The 17,215-nt window shown below is 71.0% G+C and carries 17 protein-coding genes; 6 read left to right on the top strand and 11 right to left on the bottom strand.

Annotation, left to right across the window (positions count from 1 at the left end; all coding sequences use genetic code 11):
• Positions 1-205 precede the first annotated feature (205 nt).
• Positions 206-1,414 (top strand): PLP-dependent aminotransferase family protein, encoded by a 1,209-nt coding sequence (locus tag ADK36_RS40695; protein WP_048586482.1) that lies wholly within the window; start codon positions 206-208, stop codon positions 1,412-1,414.
• A gap of 49 nt (positions 1,415-1,463) precedes the next feature.
• Here the strand turns inward: ADK36_RS40695 and ADK36_RS40700 are convergent, their stop codons facing one another.
• The 3 genes from ADK36_RS40700 to ADK36_RS40710 are packed head-to-tail and all read right to left on the bottom strand — an operon-like array spanning position 1,464 to position 4,024.
• On the bottom strand, positions 1,464-2,243 hold the full coding sequence (locus ADK36_RS40700) for a DUF4253 domain-containing protein (protein WP_048586481.1): 780 nt from the start codon (positions 2,241-2,243) through the stop codon (positions 1,464-1,466).
• A 45-nt stretch (positions 2,244-2,288) separates the two neighbouring features.
• Positions 2,289-3,209, bottom strand: coding sequence for a helix-turn-helix domain-containing protein (locus ADK36_RS40705; protein WP_053201208.1), 921 nt, complete (start codon positions 3,207-3,209; stop codon positions 2,289-2,291).
• The gene (locus ADK36_RS40710) at positions 3,206-4,024 is read right to left on the bottom strand and encodes a peptidoglycan-binding protein (RefSeq protein ID WP_053201210.1); all 819 of its coding nucleotides are present in this window, start codon (positions 4,022-4,024) and stop codon (positions 3,206-3,208) included. Before ADK36_RS40710 ends, ADK36_RS40705 begins: the two co-directional genes overlap by 4 nt.
• Before the next feature lie 332 nt (positions 4,025-4,356).
• Between ADK36_RS40710 and ADK36_RS40715 the strand changes: the two genes are divergently transcribed.
• A complete protein-coding gene (locus ADK36_RS40715; protein WP_048586478.1) occupies positions 4,357-4,803 on the top strand; it encodes a peptidoglycan-binding domain-containing protein in 447 nt (148 codons plus the stop codon).
• Between the two features lie 84 nt (positions 4,804-4,887).
• On the opposite strand, the gene argS is transcribed toward ADK36_RS40715, so the two are convergent.
• Positions 4,888-6,651, bottom strand: a complete 1,764-nt coding sequence (gene argS / locus ADK36_RS40720; protein WP_048586477.1) for an arginine--tRNA ligase — start codon at positions 6,649-6,651, stop codon at positions 4,888-4,890.
• Between the two features lie 262 nt (positions 6,652-6,913).
• Here argS and lysS point away from each other — a divergent pair, with 262 nt between their 5' ends.
• Positions 6,914-8,656 carry a lysine--tRNA ligase gene (lysS, locus tag ADK36_RS40725; RefSeq protein ID WP_048586499.1) on the top strand — a complete coding sequence of 581 codons (1,743 nt, stop codon included), beginning with the start codon at positions 6,914-6,916 and terminating at the stop codon, positions 8,654-8,656.
• A 64-nt stretch (positions 8,657-8,720) separates the two neighbouring features.
• Here the strand turns inward: lysS and ADK36_RS40730 are convergent, their stop codons facing one another.
• The 3 genes from ADK36_RS40730 to ADK36_RS40740 all read right to left on the bottom strand — a co-directional run bounded on the left by ADK36_RS40730 (position 8,721) and on the right by ADK36_RS40740 (position 12,117).
• Complete coding sequence (locus ADK36_RS40730) at positions 8,721-10,004, bottom strand: DUF2637 domain-containing protein (RefSeq protein ID WP_048586476.1); 1,284 nt, start codon at positions 10,002-10,004, stop codon at positions 8,721-8,723.
• Between the two features lie 194 nt (positions 10,005-10,198).
• A complete protein-coding gene (locus tag ADK36_RS40735; protein ID WP_053201212.1) occupies positions 10,199-11,119 on the bottom strand; it encodes a DUF3558 family protein in 921 nt (306 codons plus the stop codon).
• Positions 11,120-11,241: 122 nt separating this feature from the next.
• Positions 11,242-12,117, bottom strand: coding sequence for a hypothetical protein (locus ADK36_RS40740; RefSeq protein WP_048586498.1), 876 nt, complete (start codon positions 12,115-12,117; stop codon positions 11,242-11,244).
• Positions 12,118-12,331: 214 nt separating this feature from the next.
• On the opposite strand from ADK36_RS40740, the gene ADK36_RS40745 reads away from it, so the two are divergent.
• The gene (locus ADK36_RS40745; protein ID WP_048586474.1) at positions 12,332-13,525 is read left to right on the top strand and encodes an RtcB family protein; all 1,194 of its coding nucleotides are present in this window, start codon (positions 12,332-12,334) and stop codon (positions 13,523-13,525) included.
• A 25-nt stretch (positions 13,526-13,550) separates the two neighbouring features.
• On the opposite strand, the gene ADK36_RS49280 is transcribed toward ADK36_RS40745, so the two are convergent.
• Complete coding sequence (locus ADK36_RS49280; protein WP_159029315.1) at positions 13,551-13,721, bottom strand: hypothetical protein; 171 nt, start codon at positions 13,719-13,721, stop codon at positions 13,551-13,553.
• Positions 13,721-14,497, bottom strand: coding sequence for an SDR family NAD(P)-dependent oxidoreductase (locus ADK36_RS40750; protein ID WP_048586473.1), 777 nt, complete (start codon positions 14,495-14,497; stop codon positions 13,721-13,723). The genes ADK36_RS49280 and ADK36_RS40750 overlap by 1 nt, the downstream gene beginning before the upstream one ends.
• 116 nt (positions 14,498-14,613) lie before the next feature.
• Between ADK36_RS40750 and ADK36_RS40755 the strand changes: the two genes are divergently transcribed.
• A complete protein-coding gene (locus ADK36_RS40755) occupies positions 14,614-15,042 on the top strand; it encodes an ester cyclase (protein WP_048586472.1) in 429 nt (142 codons plus the stop codon).
• Positions 15,043-15,075: 33 nt separating this feature from the next.
• On the opposite strand, the gene ADK36_RS40760 is transcribed toward ADK36_RS40755, so the two are convergent.
• A complete protein-coding gene (locus tag ADK36_RS40760) occupies positions 15,076-15,411 on the bottom strand; it encodes a YnfA family protein (RefSeq protein ID WP_048586471.1) in 336 nt (111 codons plus the stop codon).
• Positions 15,412-15,554: 143 nt separating this feature from the next.
• On the opposite strand from ADK36_RS40760, the gene ADK36_RS50810 reads away from it, so the two are divergent.
• A complete protein-coding gene (locus ADK36_RS50810; protein WP_053201214.1) occupies positions 15,555-16,307 on the top strand; it encodes a zinc-binding dehydrogenase in 753 nt (250 codons plus the stop codon).
• 21 nt (positions 16,308-16,328) lie between these two features.
• On the opposite strand, the gene ADK36_RS40770 is transcribed toward ADK36_RS50810, so the two are convergent.
• Positions 16,329-17,162 carry a helix-turn-helix domain-containing protein gene (locus ADK36_RS40770; RefSeq protein WP_053201216.1) on the bottom strand — a complete coding sequence of 278 codons (834 nt, stop codon included), beginning with the start codon at positions 17,160-17,162 and terminating at the stop codon, positions 16,329-16,331.
• Positions 17,163-17,215 lie beyond the last annotated feature (53 nt).

The raw sequence follows: 17,215 nt of genomic DNA on the forward strand, positions 1-17,215 counted from the left end.
TGCGGCGGCGGCAAGTGTTCGTGAGCGTGCGAGTCATCAAGTCCCGCCCTTGGTCGGCCTGTCGACCTCGGTGTCGCCGTGTGCCCAGGCATCGGCCGGAGGGGCCGCGTCCGTATGCCGAAAAGCTGCATGTAGGCGGCACGTAGTTCTCTAGGCTGCCCGGCACGAGCCGTCACCCTCGCCGCCCAGCCGAAGGAGCCGTGTCATGACCGTCATAGAGCCCGCGCCCCGTCCCGCCCCAGCCGCCGTGCCGCCGCTCGCGGCGCGGACCACGTCGGTCGGCGGCTCGCCCGTGCGGGACATACTCGCCGTCACCGCGCGCCCCGAGGTCATCAACTTCGCGGGCGGACTGCCGGCGCCGGAGCTGTTCGACCGGGACGGCATCGCGGCCGCCTTCCGGGACGTGCTCGCCGAGACGCCGGCGCAGGCCCTCCAGTACTCCACGACCGAGGGCGAGCCGAGCCTGCGTACCGGGCTCGCCGCGCGCTTGTCGGCGCGCGGGCTCCCGACCGGCGCCGACGACCTGCTCATCAGCACCGGCTCCCAGCAGGGCCTGTCGCTGCTGGCCACCGCGCTGCTGGAGCCCGGTGACACGGTCCTCGTCGAAGATCCCTGTTACCTGGCGGCACTTCAGGCGTTCGGGCTCGCCGGAGCGCGGGTCGTCGCGGTGCCGGGCGACGCGGACGGGGTGGATCCGCGGGCCCTGGAGGAACTGGTGGCGCGCGAGCGGCCGAAGCTCTTCTACACGGTCCCCACCTTCCAGAACCCGACCGGCAGAACCCTGCCCGCCGAGCGCAGGGCGGCCGTCGCCGAGGTCGCCGCCCGGAGCGGGGTGTGGATCGTCGAGGACGACCCGTACGGCGAACTCCGGTACGAGGGCGAGCGCGTGCCGTGGATCGCGAGATACCCGGGAGCGGAGGACCGTACGGTGCTGCTCGGCTCCTTCTCCAAGGTGATGGCACCGGGGCTGCGGCTGGGCTGGCTACGCGCACCCGCTGCTCTGCGGCGGGCCTGCGCGGTCGCCAAGCAGGCCGCCGACCTGCACACCCCGACCGTGAACCAGCTCGCCGCCGCCCGCTACCTGACCGGCCTCGACACCCATGTCGCCCGTGTCAGGGACGTCTACCGCGAGCGCCGCGACGCCATGCTGGCGGGGCTGGCCGAGGCGCTGCCGGAGGGCTCGACGTGGAACCGCCCCGAGGGCGGCATGTTCCTCTGGGCCCGCCTGCCGGAGTCGTACGACACGACCGCCCTGCTGCCCGAGGTGGTGCGGCACGACGTCGCCTACGTGCCCGGCGCACCCTTCTACGCCGGTGTGCCCGACCGGTCGACGCTGCGGCTGTGCTTCGTGACGCAGACGCCGGAGGAGATCGGGGAGGGGCTGAGGCGGCTGGGCAAGGGGCTGCGGTCCTAGGGTGACGTCATGTCCGGCACCTTGCGGGTGACCGGGGCCCGACAGCCGGTCAGTCCCACCAGAAGTGCCACGCCGGCTGGTTGAGGAGCTGGTGTTCGGCGTAGGCGCGGAGAGTGCTGTCGCTGCCCTGCCAGATGTTGTCCGGGCAGAACGCGAAGTGCTCGGCGGCCAGTTCCTCCGCCTCCGCGAGGGTGGTGGGCGGGGCGGCCACGGACACCAGCAGGGTGTCGAAGCCGAGGGCGACGGTCCGTATGCCGAACCGGTCCTCCCAGGAGCGGAGCACTGCGGACAGACGGCCGGTGTCGCTCTCGTGGTTCGCCGGACCCATCCAGCCGATCGCCGTGGGGATGTCGGCGCTGCGGCGGGCCGGGACGAGGGCGAGGCGGGGGTCCTTGAGGGGGCCGCCGCGGCCGTCGAGGAGTGAGTCCACGATGTCGGAGGCCACGGATTCGGGGTCCGGGGCGGCGTCGGCGACCTCGGTGACGGCCAGGCCGGGCCAGTCCGCGTCCTCCTCCGCGCACTCGTCCCAGAACTCCTCAAGCACCTCCTCGGCGTCGTGATCCCCGGGGTACGACATCTCGCCGGGCAGCAACTCCCACAGCTCCGGCCCGCCATGACCGGCGCCGACATCGAGGACGACCGGGAGCAGGCCGACGGCCGGTGCCGTCCGCCGGAGCGCGGCCCAGTCGCCGGGAGCCGCCGGGCCGTCCGCCAGCCACAGCAGCGGCTCCTGCCAGTGCCCGTCGTCGGTCGCGTCGACCAGGCCACCGGGCGGAAGGTGCAGGCCGAGGGAAGCGAGCCTCGGCAGAGGGTTCGGAAGAGTCGCCATGTCAGTGACTGTAGAGGCCGGCACTGACAACGCGACTTCGCCGACTCATCTGCCCACGCGGCTGTTGAAGCACTCCCCCTCGCCCCCTGTCGCGGGCCGGAAGCAGGCCCGGACGACGGCCCCTGGACGAGCCGCCGTCATGGGTGTGTAGACGTAGGCGTCCGCGTCGATGTCGTCCTGGACCTCGGCGCTCCGGATGCGGCCCCCACGGTCCTTGCGGCTTTCGGGAGCGTCACGACGGTCCCGGCTGCCCGCCGTCATCTCGATCCGGTCACCGATGTGCGTCGCCCACATCCGCGCCCAACTCGTCCCGCACTCCACGCTGTAGCGCAGTTCCACCCAGGCACCGGTGGCGGTGCGGTACGCGGCGAGGGTCGCGGGCGCGGCGGCGCAGTTCATGTGCATCGGGCTCTGGCCCTCGCAGACCGTTCCCCGGCAGCGCGGCGCTGCCGCGGACGAGGGCGGAGGCAGGGACGCCCGGCGTTCGTCGTCCCGGTGCGGCAGCAGCAGGGCCACCGCCGCGACGCCCCCGGCTACCAGGGCACCCACCGACGCGAGCACCGCCACGGTCGCCGCACCGCGACGGACGGAGCCGGCGTCGGCGGTGTCGCCGGCGGGCACGGCCTCTTCCGGTGGCGGAGGAGGAGACGGCGGAAGGGGCGGCGGGGGCGGCGGAGACGAGGCCGGAGAAGGGGAGCGTGGGGCTGCCGTCGCCGCCCGTCCGCTCCCCTCCGACTCGGCGATCTCCCACAGGGCCAGACAGCGTCCCTCCGGCTCACCGGCGAGGCGGCACAGCTCCTGCACCGCGTCGCGCGGCGGGAGCGTCCCGGCGTTGAGGTAGCGGTCCCACGACGACTTGCTGAACGCGGTCTTCGCCGCGAGGGCGGCCAGGCTCAGGCCGGTCCGCGCCTTCAACCCCCGCAGGGAGGCGGCCAGTCGGGCCCGCTCGGGCGGCGGTGTCGTCATCGCCGTAGGGCCTTCCAGGTGTGTGGGCCGATGATGCCGTCCACGACCAGCCCGGCCCGCTTCTGCGCCAGCTTGACCGCGTGTTCCGTCACCGGTCCGAAGATCCCGTCGATGCCGCCCGGCGAGAGGCCCGCCCGGCGCAGCAGACACTGCGCCTCGGCCACCTCCGGCCCCGCGTGGCCGGTCGCCAGGATGGCGCCCCGGGTGCGGCTGATGCCCGCGTACCAGCGGCCGTCGGTCCGCTCGATGCGGCACGTGTACATGGGTGTCGACTGCGGGGCCGGCGCGGAGGCCGATGTGGCGGTCGCGGCGAGCGGGGCCGTGGGCCGCTCCTCCTCGCCGCCTCCCAGTCGTACGACGAGCAGGACGGCCGTGGCGACCGCCAGCACCAGGGCCAGGGTCCCTGCCATGAGCGTGACACGGAGCGAACGGCCCGGTGGGCGCGCCCCGGTGACGGCGGTGGCGTCGGTGACCTCGGTGGCTTCCGTGCCTTCGACGGCCTCGGAGGAGAGGCTCTCCGGCCCCGTTGCCGCCGCCTCGGCGCGCCTGTTCCCCCATGCCTCCGCGGCGACCTCATGGCAGGCCAGGAGGCGCGTCGGATCCTCGCCCACCGCCCGGGCCAGCGCCTCGACGGCCTCCGCGGGCGGTAGCGACCTGCCGCCCAGATACCGTTCCCACGACTTCGGGCTGTACCCCGTCCTCGCCGCCAGCTGCCGCAGGCTCAGCCCGCTGTGATCCTTCAGCCGGCGTAATCGCACCACCAACTGCCGCACGCGCGGATCCAGTTCCGCGGGCAGCACTGCCCAACGCGACATGTTCCCCCCACTCGCGTTCACGGTCCGGGCGCGTGGTCCGTCGGTCAGCGGCCCCCGCCCCCGCGCATTCTGCATCAGCATCCACGGCCCGCAGCGGAAGCGGGTTCCCGCACCGGTACGGAATCGGCCACCGCCCCGCCACGGATGTCCCGCCGAAGATGTCCCGCGGCGGCGTCCCGGCGGTCGGCGTCCACGCAGGTCAGAGGGTGGGACGTCCCGCCATGACGTCAGTTGCGCGGCGACTGTGGCAGCCCTCGTCACCGGCCCCGCACTCTCGTATCGCAAGCCAGGCGGCACGGACCGCCACCCGACCCAGATCGAGAGGGAAACGCATGCGACCGAATGTCTGGACCAGGACCCTCGTCAGCGTCAGCGCCGTCGTCGGCCTCGCCGCCGGGGGCCTCGCGACCGCGGGCACCAGCTTCGCGGCGCAGGACGTGAAGCCGGCCGTGAACTCCGAGGTCTCCATCCTCGCGGTGAACAACCTCGGCCTGAACACGGAACGGGCCAAGAACTGGCAGTGCTGGCTGCGCGACGAGGGTTACAACCCCGGCACGATCGACGGGCAGCTCGGCACCAAGAGCTGGACGGCCGCGCAGAAGATGTTCAACGACCAGGGCTTCAACGCTGGAGCAGAGGACGGAAAGGTCGGCCCCAAGACGATCGGGGCGCTGCAGCGCTACCTGAACTTCTGGGGCTTCAACGCAGGTGACGACGACGGGATCGCCGGACCGAAGACCAGGGCCGCGTTCTGGGACTTCAACGCCGTCGGCTGCTGATCCGGACTGACGACCGCACACCCGCCGCGGCCCGCCCTCCCTGCGGGGGAGAGGACGGGCCGCGGTGCTCGTTCTGCGGGTGGGTCAGAGCCGCTCGGGCGTCCGGATGCCCAGCAGGGCCATGCCCCGGTGGAGGGTCCGGGCCGTCAGCTCGACCAGGAACAGGCGGTTCTCCGTCTGCTGCGGGGTCTCGGCCTTGAGCACCGGGCACTGGTCGTAGAACGTCGTCAGGTGCGACGCCAGCTGGTACAGGTACGCGGCCAGCTTGTGCGGTGCGTACTCCGCGGCGGCCTCGAAGACGGTGTCGCCGAACGCGTCCAGGTGCAGGCCCAACGCCCGCTCCGCCGGGGCGAGTTCGACCTCCGGGTGCGCGACCGGGGCGGCACCCTCCGCCTTGCGCAGGATCGACTTGATACGGGCGTACGCGTACTGGAGGTAGACCGACGTGTCGCCGTTCAGCGACACCATCTGGTCCAGGTCGAACTTGTAGTCACGGTTCGGCGAGGTCGACAGGTCCGCGTACTTCACGGCGCCGATCCCGACGTACCGCCCGTTCTCGACGATCTCCTCCTCGGCCAGGCCCACCTTCTCGGCCTTCTCGCGCACGACCGCGGTCGCCCGATCGACGGCCTCGTCCAGCAGGTCCTCCAGCCGTACGGTCTCGCCCTCACGCGTCTTGAACGGCTTGCCGTCCGCGCCGAGCACCGTGCCGTAGCCCATGTTGTGCGCGGTGACGCCGTCGCTGAGCCAGCCGGCCCGCCGGGCCGTCTCGAAGACCATCTTGAAGTGGAGGGACTGGCGTACGTCCACGACGTAGAGCAGCGTCGTCGCGTCCAGGTCGACGACACGGTTGCGGATCGCCGTCAGGTCGGAGGCCGCGTAGCCGAAGCCGCCGTCGGCCTTCTGCACGATCAGCGGGACCGGCTGGTCGTCCTTGCCGCGGATCTCGTCGAAGAACACGACGAGCGCGCCCTCGGAGCGCACCGCGACGCCCATCTCCTCCAGGAGGCGGGCGGTCTCGGGCATGCCCTCGTTGTACGCGGACTCGCCGACGATCTCCTCGTCCCGGATCTCCATGTCGAGCTTCTCGAAGACCGAGTAGAAGTAGACCTTCGACTCGTCCACGAACTGCTGCCACAGTTCGAGGGTCTCCTTGTCGCCGGACTGGAGGGCGACGACCCGCTTGCGGGCCCGCTCCTTGAACTCCTCGTCCGCGTCGAAGACAGCGCGCGACGCCTTGTACACCCGGTTCAGGTTCGACATGGCCTGCTCGCCGTCGACGTCCTCCGGCGGCGCCAGCTCGCCGGGGTGCTCGAACAGGTACTGGATGAGCATGCCGAACTGGGTGCCCCAGTCGCCGATGTGGTGCCGGCCGATCGTCTTCTCGCCGGTGAAGTCGAGCATGCCGCGGAGGGCGTCGCCGATCACCGCGGAGCGGAGGTGGCCGACGTGCATTTCCTTGGCGACGTTGGGCTGGGCGTAGTCGACGACGGTGATGCCGGGGGTGTCCTTGAGGGGGACGCCGAGGCGTTCGGTGTCCGCGTGGCGCGCCGCGAGGTTCTCCGTGATCGCCTTGTCGGAGACCGTGATGTTCAGGAAGCCGGGGCCGGAGACCTCGACGTCCTTGATGACGTCACCGGTGACGACGTCGCCGACGACCTGCGTCGCCAGCTCCCTCGGGTTCGTCTTGGCCTTCTTGGCGAGCGCCAGGATCCCGTTGGCCTGGAAGTCGGCCCGGTCGCTGCGTCGCAGAAGCGGGTCGCCTCCGGCGGCTTCCGGGAGGGCGGAAGCGAGAGCGTCGGCGATGCGCTGGTGGACGGAAGCGGTGAGGGACGTGACCGAGGCCATGGGTGTGGGTGCCGTTCTCCTCGTGGGAATCGATAGACACGGTCAGTATCCCATGGGGGGTAAAGGGGTTTTTGCGGCTACGAGCTCGGGGCGTGCCGACCCTTGCCGCGTGCGGGCCGGTGGAGGCTGGTCGCGCCCACGCGGCGGAGCCGCATATCGATACGGACCGCGCCCCTTGATAAGCGGCTGCGCCGCTTAGCGGGTCTGGGACAATGGACGGCGCCAGCCGTTGACCGTACGGCTGCCCTGGAGAAAGAAGGACGTGCCGATCGTGGCTCAGAGCACCGAGACCACCGACTGGGTCTCCCGTTTCGCGGATGAGGTCATCGAGGAGTCGGAGCGTCGGGCCCCGGGCAAACCCGTCGTCGTCGCGTCCGGGCTCTCGCCCTCCGGTCCCATCCACCTGGGGAATCTCCGGGAGGTCATGACGCCGCACCTCGTCGCCGACGAGATCCGGCGGCGCGGGCACCAGGTCCGGCACCTGATCTCCTGGGACGACTACGACCGCTACCGCAAGGTGCCGGCCGGGGTCGCCGGGGTCGACGAGTCGTGGGCCCAGCACATCGGCAAGCCGCTGACCTCCGTGCCGGCGCCGGCGGGCTCGGCCTACCCGAGCTGGGCCGAGCACTTCAAGGCGGCGATGGTCGAGGCGCTCGCCGAGATGGGCGTGGTGTTCGACGGGATCAGCCAGACCGCGCAGTACACCTCCGGTGTGTACCGCGAGCAGATCCTGCACGCCATGAAGCACCGGGGCGACATCGACGCCGTCCTCGCCCAGTACCGCACCAAGGCCAAGGGCGGCGCCAAGAAGTCGCAGAAGCCGGTCGACGAGGCCGAGCTGGAGGCCGCCGAGGGGTCGGGGGCGGCAGCCGAGGACGACGGCAGCTCCGGCTCCGCCGGGTACTTCCCGTACAAGCCGTACTGCGGCAACTGCGAGAAGGACCTCACCACCGTCACCTCGTACGTCGACGACACGACCGAGCTGTCGTACACCTGCAACGAGTGCGGCTTCTCCGAGACCGTCCGGCTCAACGAGTTCAACCGCGGCAAGCTGGTCTGGAAGGTCGACTGGCCCATGCGGTGGGCGTACGAGGGTGTCGTCTTCGAGCCGAGCGGTGTCGACCACTCGTCCCCGGGGTCGAGCTTCCAGGTGGGCGGCCAGATCGTCGGGATCTTCGGCGGCAAGCAGCCCATCGGGCCGATGTACGCCTTCGTGGGGATCTCCGGCATGGCGAAGATGTCGTCCTCCAAGGGCGGGGTGCCCACCCCGGGCGACGCGCTGAAGATCATGGAACCGCAGCTCCTGCGCTGGCTCTACGCCCGCCGCAGGCCCAACCAGTCCTTCAAGATCGCCTTCGACCAGGAGATCCAGCGGCTCTACGACGAGTGGGACAAGCTGGACGCGAAGGTGGCGGACGGGTCCGCTCTGCCCGCCGACGTCGCCGCGCACTCCCGTGCGGTGCGCACGGCGGGGGGTGAGCTGCCGCGCACGGCGCGACCGCTGCCGTACCGGACGCTCGCGTCCGTCGCCGACATCACCGCCGGGCACCAGGACCAGGCGCTGCGCATCCTCTCCGAGCTGGACCCGGAGAACCCGCTGGGCACCCTGGACGAGGCCCGTCCCCGGTACGACAAGGCCGAGGCGTGGATCAACACGCAGGTGCCCGCCGACCAGCGGACCATCGTGCGCGACGAGCCCGACGCCGAACTGCTGAAGTCCCTCGACGAGGCGTCGCAGCAGTCGCTGCGGCTGCTCCTCGACGGGCTGGAGTCGCACTGGTCGCTCGACGGGCTGACCCACCTCGTCTACGGCGTGCCCAAGGTGCAGGCCGGGTTCTCCGCGGACGCCACGCCCAAGGAGCTGCCGCCGGAGATCAAGACCGCGCAGAGGTCGTTCTTCGCCCTGCTGTACCACCTGCTGGTCGGGCGGGACACGGGGCCGCGACTGCCCACGCTGCTGCTGGCGGTGGGGCAGGAGCGGGTCCGGCACCTGCTCGGCGAGTGAGCGAGTGAACGCGTAAGCGGTACGCGAAAGGGGCCCTCCGGCGAGGGCCCCTTTCTGCTGCACGTCAGGCGATGTGGTCCGCTTCCAGTTCCGCGTTGTAGAGATTCGTGAACCGGGTGACCATGCGCTTGGCCGCGTCCGGCAAAAGCGCGGTGCCGAACTCCGCCTCGACGTTCTCGCTGAACTCGCGCGGGGTCGGGTAGCCGGTGCCGCCTATCGACTTCTTGAAGACCTGGTAGTAGTCCTCCTCGGTCGGATCCGAGGGCTCCGGGGGGCCACCGCCGTCACCGAGCTGGCGGGTGCGATTGCCGGTCACGGGGATCGGGAAGGTGCCGGTGTCCTCCGGGGAGGGCTCCTGGACGGGCGGCTCCTCCTGGAACTGCTCCTGGTACTGCTCGGCCTGGAGCTGCTCCTGGTACCACTGGTCGTACTGTTCCTGAGTGTTGTACGCGGGGTCGTAGCCGCCCTGGTACTCCACGTTGCGGGGAGTGTTGAACCAGTCCTGCACGTACTCCGGCTGCTCCTGCCGATACGGCTGCGCGGGCTGATCCGGCTGCCCCGCCTGGTCCAGGTGGGGCGTGGCGACCAGCTCCGGGCGCTGCTCGCCGGGAGGCGTCGCCTGCTGGGGTGCGGGCGCCGGAGTCACGTCCAGCGCCTGCTTCGGGGCCGGAGGCAGCAGCGCCGGCTCGATGCCCGCCGCCGCCAGACCCGCCGGGGCCGTCTCCGCCAGCGGGACCCCGTACCGGGCCAGCCGCAGCGGCATCAGCGACTCCACCGGCGCCTTGCGCCGCCACGCCCGGCCGAAGCGGGAGCGCAGCCGGGCCTGGTACACCAGCCGCTCCTGCTCCAGCTTGATGACCTGCTCGTACGAGCGCAGCTCCCACAGCTTCATACGGCGCCACAGCAGGAACGTCGGCAGCGGGGAGAGCAGCCAGCGGGTGAGGCGGACACCCTCCATGTGCTTGTCGGCCGTGATGTCCGCTATGCGGCCGATCGCGTGCCGGGCCGCCTCCACCGCCACCACGAACAGGATCGGGATCACGGCGTGCATCCCGACACCCAGCGGGTCCGGCCAGGCCGCCGCGCCGTTGAAGGCGATCGTCGCCGCCGTCAGCAGCCAGGCCGTCTGACGCAGGAGCGGGAACGGGATGCGGATCCACGTCAGGAGAAGGTCGAGGGCGAGCAGCACACAGATGCCCGCGTCGATGCCGATCGGGAAGACATAGCTGAAGTTCCCGAACCCCTTCTGGATGGCCAGCTCGCGGACGGCCGCGTAGGAACCGGCGAAGCCGATGCCGGCGATGATGACGGCGCCGAACACGACCACACCGATGAGAATGCGGTGCATCCGAGTCAGCTGCGGTGGCGCGGCCACTCGTACTCCCCTCCCAGTGCGTGTTGTTGCGCGCAACAGGGTGGCACACATGTGCGGCGTACGGATTCACGTATGCCACGAGCCCGGTCCCTTCAGGAGGGCCGGGCTCGTGCAACAGGCGTGGCTGAGCTGCGCGTTGTGACGCAGGGGTGGGGCAGGTGTGACGGTCAGCTCTTCTTCGACGCTGACTTGGAGGGAGAGCTCGACGCCGCCTTCGAGGAGCCCTCGGACGGGGACTTCGAGGGAGACTTCGACGCCGACTTCGACGGGGCGCTGCTCGGCGTGCCCGCGCTGCCGCTGCCGCTGCCGTTCGCCTTCGCCACCGCGGCCACCGCCTCCTTGGCCGCCTTCTGCGCCTGCTTGTTCAGGGTGTCCGCGCTCGGGGCCTTGTCGCCCGCGAAACCGGCGCCGTTGTAGTCGATCGTGACGACGACGTTCTCGACCCGGGCCACGACCGTCACCTGCTTGAAGGAACCCTCCTTCTTCTTCAGGTCGTAGCGCACCGCCGTCGCCTCGTCGCCGACCCCGGCGACCGGCTCCGACTTCGTGTTCTTCGCGCCGCTCACCGAACGGGCGTCCTGGACCTGCGTCTCGTAGTACTCCCGCGCCAGCTTGTCGCCCGACCCGCGCGTGACGTTCGAGTCGAAGCGCAGCAGGGAGGCGTTGAGCCAGCGGAACTGCGAGCCCTTCACGCCGTTGTTGTCCAAGCTGCTCCAGGAGCAGGCGCCACGCGTCGACGTGTCGTCCGACGTGCCCGCCTTGCCGGACTTCGACTCCGGGACCAGGTCCTCCAGCGTCTTCTTCGACAGCACCTTGCACGGCTGGGGAAGCGACTTGTACACGGCCGCCTGCACCGTCGGTGAAGGACTCGCGGACGCGGACGGCGCCGACGAGGAGGTCTTCGCGCTGTCGCCGGCCCCGTCGTCCGAACCGGAGTCCGACGAACAGCCCGCGGCGATCAGCATCACGGGGACGACGGCCGCGCCGACAAGGACACGGTGAAGGCCACCCCTCACACGCTGCTCGCCCTGGTCACGCCGGTCACGCGGGTCTCGCTCTGCTGCTCGCTGCATGGTTCCTTCACTCATGACTGACACTCGTGGTTCCTGCGGTCGGATCGGGTCCGAGGGGCCACGGTACGCGGTGAAGAAGCTGTGTGGTCTCGTTTCGGTTACGTCGCACTCGGGCGTACGGGGGCGACCGGGGCGCGCTACTCCGCCAGCGCGTCGGCCAGTTGCGCCGCCAGTTTCTGGGCCCTGTCCTGCATTTCCTCACTGTCCGGGACCGCGCCGACGGTCGCCGGCTGCTCCTCGTACTCGATCGTCACGATCACGTTGGACGTGCGGAACGCCACAGTCACCGTGCGCTGCTGAGCCGTCGAACCGGAGCTGCTCAGCTCGTCGTCGAGGAAGGCCTCGTCGCCGAGGTCGTCGAGGACGCGCGGCTGGAGTTCGGCCGGCGTCGCGCCGTCTGTCGGACTGGCGGAGGCGGCGGACGAAGAGGACGAAGAGGGTGAAGAGGACGAAGAGGGTGTGGGTGCCGATGGTGAGGTCGAGGAGGAAGGCGACGAGGAGGGCGAGCCGCTCGGGTCGGCGGAGGGAGTGCCCGCACCGTCGCCGGACTCGGAACTCGTCGGCGCCGGAAGGCCGGCGGCCACCTGCCGGGTCGCGAAGAGCTGCTCTGCCTCGCTGTCGTCGCTGACCGACGTGTCGTACGACACCACGCGCGCGAAGTCGACGAACAGGCGATTCGTGGCCTCGGTCGACTCGGCCTTCCAACGGCAGCCGGCCTTGCGGTCGGTGTCGTAGGTGATCGTCGGTGTGCCCTCGTACGCCTTCTCTCGCTGGTCCTCGTCCGTGACCTGCCTGATGCCGGGCAGCAGCAGGTCGAGCGTCTCCTGGTCGACCGCGCCACACGGTTCGATCAGCGTGGCGTACCGGCCGGGCTCGGCGGCCGCGGTCGCCGTACCGGAGTCGCCGGGGTTGGAGTCGTCGGCCGTGCCGCCGTCGTCGGAACTGCCGGTGCAGCCGGCCAGCAGCGCCACGAGGAGCGCGGCGACGCCGGATACGTACGCCTTCCGCTGCACGGTCAGGCTCCTCTCGACGGTGCTGTGTGCTCGGTCCATTGCCGGTCTTTCAGTGTCCCCGCTGGTTAATCGCTTGCCGCGCGGGGGCGCCACCTGGAGACAATGTGTATCGCACGCACTGCCGTGGACGCCGGTCCGTTGTCCTTTTTCATAGACCCTGGCGCCGGTTTTGCGATTTCAGACTTGTATGTGTTTCCGGGGGATTGAGGGCGATATGTCGTACGTGGAAATGCCGGGCGCGAAGGTTCCGATCCGTATGTGGACCGACCCGGCGACGGTCGAGGACGGTGCGCTGCAGCAGCTGCGGAACGTCGCGACCCTGCCGTGGATCAAGGGCCTGGCGGTCATGCCGGACGTCCACTACGGAAAGGGCGCGACGGTCGGGTCCGTCATCGCGATGCGGGGGGCTGTGTGTCCCGCGGCGGTGGGGGTGGACATCGGGTGCGGGATGTCGGCGGTGAAGACGTCGCTCACGGCCAATGACCTGCCGGGGGACCTGTCGCGGCTGCGGTCGAAGATCGAGCAGGCGATTCCGGTGGGGCGGGGCATGCATGACAGCCCCGTGGATCCGGGGCGGCTGCACGGGTTCGGTACGGCCGGGTGGGACGACTTCTGGGGGCGGTTCGACGGGGTCGCGGAAGCGGTCAAGTTCCGTGCGGAGCGGGCCGGGAAGCAGATGGGAACGCTCGGCGGCGGCAACCACTTCGTCGAGGTCTGCACGGATACGACCGGTGCCGTCTGGCTGATGCTGCACTCCGGTTCCCGGAACATCGGCAAGGAACTGGCCGAGTTCCACATCGGCGTGGCCCAGAAGCTCCCGCACAACCAGGGCCTGGTCGACCGCGACCTCGCCGTCTTCATCGCGGACACCCCGCAGATGGCGGCGTACCGGAACGACCTGTTCTGGGCGCAGGAGTACGCCAGGTACAACCGCACGATCATGATGGCGCTCCTGAAGGACGTGGTCCGCAAGGAGTTCAAGAAGGCCAAGCCGGCCTTCGAGTCCGAGATCAGCGCACACCACAACTACGTGGCCGAGGAGCGCTACGACGGCATGGACCTGCTCGTGACCCGTAAGGGCGCGATCCGGGCCGGCTCCGGCGAGTACGGCATCATCCCGGGCTCGATGGGCACCGGTTCGTACATCGTGAAGGGCCTCGGGAACCCGAAGTCCTTCAACTCGGCCTCGCACGGCGCGGGTCGGCGCATGAGCCGCAACGCGGCGAAGCGGCGGTTCTCGACGAAGGACCTGGAGGAGCAGACGCGGGGCGTGGAGTGCCGTAAGGACTCCGGCGTCGTGGACGAGATCCCGGGTGCGTACAAGCCGATCGAGCAGGTCATCGACCAGCAGCGGGACCTCGTGGAGGTCGTGGCGAAGCTCAAGCAGGTCGTGTGCGTGAAGGGCTGACGGCCGCTCGACGGGCCGTCAGCCGTCACTTCGGGGCGTGCGTCACCGCGTAGATCATCACGAACGCCACGATGTGGATGCCGAAGAGGAAGTAGGCCAGCCACCACCACATCTGGCGTTCGTTGTGCGGGCCGTCGTCCTTGGCCTTGTTCTTGGCTCTGTCCTTGCCGCCGTCTTCCGCCACTTCTTCCGCCACTACAGCTCCCTGTGGACCTTCGTGTTGGACGCCTGGGCGCGCGGGCGGACGACCAGGAGGTCGATGTTGACGTGGCTGGGGCGGGTGACCGTCCAGGTGATGGTGTCGGCCACGTCGTCGGCCGTGAGGGGCTCGGCGACGCCCTCGTAGACCTTCTCCGCCTTGTCCGTGTCGCCGGCGAAGCGGGTCAGGGCGAACTCGTCCGTCTTGACCATGCCGGGCGCGATCTCGATGACGCGGACCGGTCGGCCGACGATCTCCAGGCGCAGGGTCTCGGCGAGGACGTGGGCGCCGTGCTTGGCGGCGACGTAGCCGGCGCCGCCCTCGTAGGTGCCGTGGCCGGCGGTGGAGGAGACCACGACCACCGTGCCGTCGCCGCTCGCCTCCAGCTTCGGGAGCAGCGCCTGGGTGAGGTTCAGGGTGCCGATGACGTTCGTCTCGTACATCGTGCGCCAGTCGGCCGGGTCGCCGGTGGCCACGGGGTCGGCGCCCAGTGCGCCGCCCGCGTTGTTGACGAGGACGCCGATCGTCCTGAAGGCCGTCGCGAACTCGTCGACCGCGGCGCGGTCCGTCACGTCCAGCTGGTAGGCCGCCGCCGAGTGGCCGGCCGCGTTGATCTCCTCCGCCAGCGCCTCGATGCGGTCCTTGCGGCGGGCGGTCAGGACGACCCGGTAGCCGGCCGCGGCGAGCCGGCGTGCCGTGGCGGCGCCGATTCCGCTGCTCGCACCGGTGATGACGGCGATGCGGGAGGCGGCGGACGGTGCGGCGGTGGGCATGGCTGCTCCTTGAGCGGGTCGGTTCCGGACGCTGTCCGGCCAGGATAGGCGGGCGGCCGACCCGGGTCGGCGGTGGGAGAATGAGAGGGGTCATCCTCCACCACGGGAGGTGGATCATGGGACAGGCACGTGAGGTCATGGACCGGCTCACGGCGGCGATCACCACGGCGGACTCCAAGGCCATCGCCGAGCTCTACGCACCGGACGCGGTCGCCGTCACCCCCGACGGCGGGGAGCTGCACGGGCGGGACGACATCGCCGGGTACTGGCGCCAGATGACGGAGGCGGTTCCCGACGGTTCGTACGAGTCGGTGCACTCGTACGAGATCGGCAACACGGCCATCGACGAGGGGATCTTCCGCGGCCGGAACACGGGGCCGATCCAGTTGCCCACCGGGGAGACGCTGCCGGCGACGCAGAAGGAGATCAGTATCCGCGGGGTGGACTTGGCCACCATCGACGACACCGGGCACATCGTCGACTACCGGCTCTACTTCGACGAGATGGAGTTCCTGGACCAGCTGGGACTGCTGCCGCCGACGTGAAGCGATCGACTTGAAGCGCCCTCGGAGCCTCGCTCAGTTTCCTCGCGGCGCGTACATGATCACCGCCATGCCCGCGAGGCAGATCAGCGCGCCCGTGACGTCCCAGCGGTCCGGGCGGTAGCCGTCCGCGACCATGCCCCAGGCCAGTGAGCCGGCGACGAAGACACCGCCGTAGGCGGCGAGGATGCGGCCGAACTGGGCGTCGGGCTGGAGCGTGGCGACGAAGCCGTAGGCGCCGAGGGCCATGACGCCCGCGCCGATCCACAGCCAGCCGCGGTGTTCGCGCACGCCCTGCCAGACCAGCCAGGCGCCGCCGATCTCGAAGAGGGCGGCGACGACGAAGAGGGCGGCCGAGCGGAGGACGAGCATGCGGTCAGCTTCGCACGCCCCCGCACCCGCCCCGCACGCCTTGAGTCCGGGCCCCGTGTCACCTGTTGGACGGCGCCTGCGGCTCGCCCCGCGGGGGATACATCCCCCTACGACCACGGTGGTGGAGTCGAGGAGTGGGCCTTATGCGGCGGATGCGGGTTGCTGCGGTGTGCGGTGCCGCCGTGGTGGCGGTGGTCGGCGGGGTGGCTCCGGTCACCGGGGCGGTGGAGGGCCGCGGGCGCGGCCCGGAGGCGGAGCTGACCTATCACGGTTCCGCTGCCATGTCCGGCGGCCGGGTCCACGTGCGGTTCACTCCGCACCATCACGGGCCGGGCGGCGTGCCGGACTCGACGGCGGCGGCGACGGTACGGCTGCGCTGGTCGGAGCCGCTGGCGGACCGGCAGGAGCTGCCTCAGGGGTGTGCGCGGGCGGGGGAGCGGGTCGTGTGGTGCCGGGTCGGGGCGCTGGACGCGGGCGGGGTGGGGGAGTCGCTCGGTCTGCGGGTACGGCTGCGGGGAGCGCCCTCGGAGGTGCTGCTGGAGTTCGACACCGTGTGGAGCGGCGGGGTCGCGGACGGCACCCGGCGGGGTGGTGTGCAGCGGGTGCTGGTGCTGGATGCCGCCGTCCTCGGTGAGCCGGCCCTGGCGTGGGTGCGGGACGGGGGCCGGTACATCGGCGTCATCCCGCAGGCCGAGCCCGCCTCCGTTCGGGGCGTGCGGACCGGGGCGGTCGAGGTGAGCGCCGACGGGGCACGGCTGGCGGAGCTGGTGCGGCTGGTGGACGAGGGGGTGCTGACCACGCGGGTGGCCGAGACGTTCGCGCTGGACGATGCCGCCAAGGCGCATGCCCGGCTCGCGGAGGGCGGGGTGCGGGGTCGGCTGGTGCTCGTGCCCTGATCCCCGGCCCTGGCCCCGGCCTCAGCCCCCGGCTCCGGCCTCCGCCGCGTACGCCGCGGGCGGCACCCCCACCGTCGCCGTGAAGTCCCGCACCAGATGGGCCTGGTCGGCGTAGCCGAGCTCGGTGGCGAGGGTGGCCCAGTCGATGTCGCTGTGGGTGCCGGCGTGTTCCAGGGCCTCATGGATGCGGTACCGGAGGATCACCCACTTGGGGCTGACGCCGACGTAGGTGGAGAAGAGCCGTTGCAGCGCCCGCACCGACAGACCCTGCGCGTGCGCGAAGTCGCCGACGCGGCGGACCGTGCGGTCGGCGCGGATGCGCCGGACGAGGTCCATGGCGAGGTCGGCCTGCGGATCCGGCTCGCAGGGCAGGGTGAGGAGGAAGGCGTCCAGGGCGGCCACCCGGGCATGGTCGTCGGCGGGGGTGACGACCGAGCGGGCGGCGTCCCGTGTGGCCTGCGGGAACACCTCCTGGGCGGGCAGCGCCACGCCGGTCCAGCGGGACACCGGCACCTCGGGGGCGTACGGCCGGAAGCCGCCGGGCCGGAACTTAGCCCCGCAGACCCGCCCCCGTCCGGTCAGCTTCCTGGCGTACAGGCCGAGCGCGACGCCGGTGACCTCGCCGTAGGGAGGCGCTTGTTCCTCGTCGGCCCCGTCCCACTGGAAGGTGAGGTTGACGGAGGGGTGCGGGACGATGTGGGAGGCGTAGGGGGCGGGCAGGTCCCAGTCGATGAGCCAGTACCACTCGACGTACCGGCGCAGCGGCTCGGCGGGCTCGTGGCGGCGGAAGCGCACGCGGCTCAGCAGCGCGGCCGGGTCGACGATCCCGCGGGTGTCGTGGCGGGGTGCCTCCATGGCCGGATCGTACGTCGCGTTTCTTCAAGAACGGCAGCGGTCCGTGTCCCTAC

This window comes from Streptomyces viridochromogenes (assembly GCF_001270495.1).
In the GTDB taxonomy this organism is placed as follows: domain Bacteria; phylum Actinomycetota; class Actinomycetes; order Streptomycetales; family Streptomycetaceae; genus Streptomyces; species Streptomyces viridochromogenes_A.

What these genes read in the sequence shown, in the direction of transcription:
- ADK36_RS40695 (WP_048586482.1), top strand. Translation starts at nt 206, where the DNA reads ATGACCGTCATAGAGCCCGCGCCCCGTCCCGCCCCAGCCGCCGTGCCG.
- ADK36_RS40700 (WP_048586481.1), bottom strand. Translation starts at nt 2,243, where the DNA reads ATGGCGACTCTTCCGAACCCTCTGCCGAGGCTCGCTTCCCTCGGCCTG.
- ADK36_RS40705 (WP_053201208.1), bottom strand. Translation starts at nt 3,209, where the DNA reads ATGACGACACCGCCGCCCGAGCGGGCCCGACTGGCCGCCTCCCTGCGG.
- ADK36_RS40710 (WP_053201210.1), bottom strand. Translation starts at nt 4,024, where the DNA reads ATGTCGCGTTGGGCAGTGCTGCCCGCGGAACTGGATCCGCGCGTGCGG.
- ADK36_RS40715 (WP_048586478.1), top strand. Translation starts at nt 4,357, where the DNA reads ATGCGACCGAATGTCTGGACCAGGACCCTCGTCAGCGTCAGCGCCGTC.
- argS (WP_048586477.1), bottom strand. Translation starts at nt 6,651, where the DNA reads ATGGCCTCGGTCACGTCCCTCACCGCTTCCGTCCACCAGCGCATCGCC.
- ADK36_RS40730 (WP_048586476.1), bottom strand. Translation starts at nt 10,004, where the DNA reads ATGCACCGCATTCTCATCGGTGTGGTCGTGTTCGGCGCCGTCATCATC.
- ADK36_RS40735 (WP_053201212.1), bottom strand. Translation starts at nt 11,119, where the DNA reads ATGAGTGAAGGAACCATGCAGCGAGCAGCAGAGCGAGACCCGCGTGAC.
- ADK36_RS40745 (WP_048586474.1), top strand. Translation starts at nt 12,332, where the DNA reads ATGTCGTACGTGGAAATGCCGGGCGCGAAGGTTCCGATCCGTATGTGG.
- ADK36_RS40750 (WP_048586473.1), bottom strand. Translation starts at nt 14,497, where the DNA reads ATGCCCACCGCCGCACCGTCCGCCGCCTCCCGCATCGCCGTCATCACC.
- ADK36_RS40755 (WP_048586472.1), top strand. Translation starts at nt 14,614, where the DNA reads ATGGGACAGGCACGTGAGGTCATGGACCGGCTCACGGCGGCGATCACC.
- ADK36_RS40760 (WP_048586471.1), bottom strand. Translation starts at nt 15,411, where the DNA reads ATGCTCGTCCTCCGCTCGGCCGCCCTCTTCGTCGTCGCCGCCCTCTTC.
- ADK36_RS50810 (WP_053201214.1), top strand. Translation starts at nt 15,555, where the DNA reads ATGCGGCGGATGCGGGTTGCTGCGGTGTGCGGTGCCGCCGTGGTGGCG.
- ADK36_RS40770 (WP_053201216.1), bottom strand. Translation starts at nt 17,162, where the DNA reads ATGGAGGCACCCCGCCACGACACCCGCGGGATCGTCGACCCGGCCGCG.